The sequence below is a fragment of the Novosphingobium sp. genome, from assembly GCF_049240505.1.
GTDB lineage: Bacteria > Pseudomonadota > Alphaproteobacteria > Sphingomonadales > Sphingomonadaceae > Novosphingobium.
The window spans coordinates 1-3586 of sequence record NZ_JBMLSM010000213.1 but is presented as its reverse complement, the minus strand read 5'-3'; the positions used below and the strand labels follow the sequence as shown (position 1 = coordinate 3586).

The window sequence follows — 3586 nt, the reverse complement described above, 5'->3', positions numbered from 1 at the left end:
CGCTGCTGTTCTACAAGGGCCTGATCGACAAGCTGAAAGCCACCGTCCACGTCTTCAAGGTGGGGACATACAAGAGCGCGGTCGAACCCTACATGCGCGCCGACATGTCGCCCGAAGCGCGTGAGGCGATGCAGGGCGTCTATGGCGCGATCTGGCAGAACTGGCAGGACGAGGTGAAGAAGGTCCGCCCCAGGGCGAACCTTGCACCGATGCTCACCGATCCCGAAAAGTGGGTGGCCGATAGCGGCGGCGATGCCGCACAGGCCGCGCTCAAATCGGGGCTGGTTGACCGCGTGGGAGACCGCGTGGACTTTGGCAAGCGCGTGGCCGAACTGGTCGGCGCGGACGAAGAACAGGGCCTCGGCGGCTTCAAGGCCAACGAACTGCCGGTCTATCTGGCCGACAAGACGCCATCAAAGGCGGGCAAGGCCATCGCTGTCGTGACCGTCGCGGGTGAAATCGTCGATGGCGATGCCGGGCCGGGCAGCGCCGGAGGGGACCGCATTGCCGATCTGATCGATGGCATCACCGCCAGCGAAGATTACGCAGGCCTCGTCCTGCGCGTCGATTCCCCGGGCGGCTCGGTCCTCGCCTCCGAACGCATCCGCGCGGCGGTGGAGCGGGTAAAGGCCAAGGGCCTGCCGGTCGCCGTATCGATGGGCAGCCTTGCCGCGAGCGGCGGCTACTGGGTTTCCACCCCCGCCCAGCGCATCTTTGCCGAACCCGGCACAATCACTGGCTCGATCGGCGTCTTCGCCGTCCTGCCCAGCTTCGAAAACGCGCTGCCGCAATTCGGCGTCACCACCGATTCGATCCGCACCACGCCCTTTTCCGGCCAGCCCGACTTGCTCGGCGGCCTCAGCCCGCAAGTCTCCGCCGTGCTGCAAGGCCAAGTCGAACGCATCTATGGCCGCTTCGTCGGACTCGTCGCCAAATCGCGCAGCAAATCCGCCGCCGATATCGACAAGATCGCGCAAGGCCGCGTCTGGGACGGCGGCACCGCCCGCCAGCTTGGCCTCGTCGATGAATTCGGCGGTCTGGATGAGGCCGTCGCGTGGGTCGCCAAACAGGCCAAGGCCAAGGAATGGCACGCTGCCTACATCGAAGGCCAACTCAGCCCCATCGCCCAGTTCCTCCGCCAGATGGAAACCGGTGAGGCGCCCGCCGCCCGTTCGCACGATCTGGCGGGCGCGCTGGCCGCGCAGCACAAGGGTTTGCTGGCAAGGCTGGAGGCGGATTTGCTGCGGCTGACCACTGATGGTGGGATCAAGGCCTATTGTTTGGAATGCGCGGGGGAGCACCGGGGTGTGGTTCCGGTGCGAGAGGCGCAGAGTGGGGGCTTGCTGCGGTTGCTCGCGCTTTTTGCATGGAAGCGAGGCTGATTGGGGGCGGGACATATTTGAAAGGTGCCGTAATTGCCGGAACTACAAAGCTGTCACTGTTCGTGGCTGGAGATAGGAAACAATGGCGAACGCCGACTAACGAACGGCAGATCATTGTAATCAGCAGTGATAATGTTCGTCCCAAATATGCGAAGCGGTGGTTTGAGGGGGATAAGCTTCTTGCTGAAATCAACCTTGATCTTGGCGTATCGGGGACCGTCCAAAGGTAATGCCGAGATTAAGATTGGCCCGTCAGGATAAACTAATCCGCTAGCGGTAAGAGCGTTCACAAACGCCGGAGAGACGATCATGTCAGCACTCGACCACCCAAGGATTCTAAATGCCGCGCTTTCCTCGTAAGGTACGTACTTAAGGCCCACTGTAATTGGTGGGCTACTCCTTCGCCGTCCAATATGATGGAAATCGACAAGCGGATCTTTGCTGATCGCACGATTAGGCTCGGTCTGTGGCGTCAAAAGGGCCTGTGTACATTCAACATCCACGAGATCGTAGACGGCGTAGCACCACCACAGCCAGTGGGTGTTCGAGACAACCTGACCGCCGCCCCATACATCGGGGTCAGCTCCCTTGTTCGAATAGACCATCGATACAGGATAAAATTCGGAATTTTTTATTGGAAGGCCTTGGATTATCTGCTTAATCTTGTTGCTGACTACGAAAAGTGATTTCGTGTAACTGAACTGTGCCATGTCCAGTGGTTTGTCTGGTGTATTCCCCCGACTGAAAACATAGAGCTCTTCCGGCATTCTGCCTTTCAGTGAGCCTGGCATTGCCCCCAGCGTAAGCACCTCCAGCTGGTCCTCAAACCGTTGGTCAGACGACGCAGGATAATCTGGGGCCAGCCACAAACGGTTCATAACGAGGCTTCCAAACCCGTCGCGATCATCACCAATTCGTTGCCCGCGAGTTGTCATAAGTGCATCGATTGGTGAGTCTTGATCGAAAGAGTTGGTCATTTTTCCTTCTTCGCTTGAACTATTTCTAATCGAATTATCATAAAAATTTGCAATATTCACAATTATTATATTGTGTTTTCAACGAAGCTTACACTCAACACCCCGTCGCCCCACCGGCTCCGCATAAGCCTCGGCGCAGCGGCGGGTGAGGGTGGCGAGTTCGGTGAAGAGATCGTCCTCAACCTTCTTGAAGTTGAAGCAGCTCTTGCCCTGCATCCGCTTGCGCAATTCGGGCGACGTGCCGTCCAGCAGGGCGGGCTGCGCGTAGAGCGGCATCAGGTGGTACGAGGCATAGGCCTTCTTGATCTGCACCATGCCGAACCACGCAGGCTCCTTCTTGCCCGGCTCGTTCCACGGCGTTTTCAGCACCAGATGTCCGGGGGCGTCCTGCGTGACCGCCATGCCGCCTGCCTGTCCCAGCATGATCGCGCGCAGGGCGGCGAACGTGGCTTCGAAGGTTTCGGGCATGGCACGCTCCCTTTGGGATGGGTGTGTAGGGTAAGCCGAGTTCGGGCCAAGGCCAGAAAAATCCTCCCTGTTTTTGCGAATGCACAAACGGGGAGGTGGCATTCGCGCCAGCGAATGACGGAGGGGTGAGGGTGCTGCCCCTCCACCACCCGCTGCGCGGGCGGTCCCCCTCTCCATTTGCCCTTCGGGGAAACGGGGAGGATTTTGCGAATCAATCCGGCGCGGCGGGCACTTCCTGCGGGGCGCCCGGCTGCACAGTGTCGGGTTCCACCACCGGCGTTTCGTCAGGCTGGATCACCGGCGGTACGCCGTCGGGTTCGGTCACGGGCGGGGTTTCTGGTGGGGATTGCGGTTCGATTCGGTCAGGTTGCGGGGAATCGGGCGTGGTTGCCATCGTTCGGCTCCTTTGAAGGTTCGAGCTTTCTTCCCCAACTCGCCGCGACTATACCCGGTTCCGTCGCGTCGTTCACACCCCAATTCCAAGGTGCTTGCCCTTTTCAAGCCACTGCGATAGGGGCACCGCTCGCTTTTCGCCGGATGCGGGCGTGGCGGAACTGGTAGACGCAGCAGGTTTAGGTCCTGCCATCGCAAGATGTGGGGGTTCGAGTCCCTTCGCCCGCACCAGTCCGCGCGCCGGCGTCCGAGTCAGCTTTTTCCGCGCCACAGGGCGCGCGACATGAATGAAAGTTGGATCAGGATGCAGATCGTCGAAACCACCAACGAGGGCCTGAAGCGCGCCTACACCGTCACCATCCCTGC

4 protein-coding genes and 1 tRNA gene are annotated in these 3586 nt (G+C 60.2%); 2 read left to right on the top strand and 3 right to left on the bottom strand.

All coding sequences use genetic code 11. The features are described from left to right. Positions 1-1382, top strand: a 1382-nt coding sequence (gene sppA, locus ACOVQ0_RS17370; protein ID WP_421887331.1) for a signal peptide peptidase SppA, incomplete at its 5' end; no start/stop codon positions are given. A 53-nt stretch (positions 1383-1435) separates the two neighbouring features. On the opposite strand, the gene ACOVQ0_RS17365 is transcribed toward sppA, so the two are convergent. From ACOVQ0_RS17365 to ACOVQ0_RS17355, 3 genes are all read right to left on the bottom strand, one after another. Continuing rightward, a complete protein-coding gene (locus tag ACOVQ0_RS17365; RefSeq protein ID WP_421887328.1) occupies positions 1436-2419 on the bottom strand; it encodes a hypothetical protein in 984 nt (327 codons plus the stop codon). Between the two features lie 18 nt (positions 2420-2437). Then, positions 2438-2827, bottom strand: coding sequence for a hypothetical protein (locus ACOVQ0_RS17360; RefSeq protein WP_421887325.1), 390 nt, complete (start codon positions 2825-2827; stop codon positions 2438-2440). Positions 2828-3038: 211 nt separating this feature from the next. Continuing rightward, positions 3039-3221, bottom strand: coding sequence for a hypothetical protein (locus ACOVQ0_RS17355; protein WP_168854735.1), 183 nt, complete (start codon positions 3219-3221; stop codon positions 3039-3041). 145 nt (positions 3222-3366) lie between these two features. Between ACOVQ0_RS17355 and ACOVQ0_RS17350 the strand changes: the two genes are divergently transcribed. Beyond that, positions 3367-3451, top strand: a tRNA-Leu gene (locus ACOVQ0_RS17350). The last annotated feature ends 135 nt before the right edge of the window (positions 3452-3586 follow it).

Excerpts from the sequence above, each read along its gene's own strand:
- ACOVQ0_RS17360 (WP_421887325.1), bottom strand. The coding sequence starts at position 2,827 with ATGCCCGAAACCTTCGAAGCCACGTTCGCCGCCCTGCGCGCGATCATG.
- ACOVQ0_RS17355 (WP_168854735.1), bottom strand. The coding sequence starts at position 3,221 with ATGGCAACCACGCCCGATTCCCCGCAACCTGACCGAATCGAACCGCAA.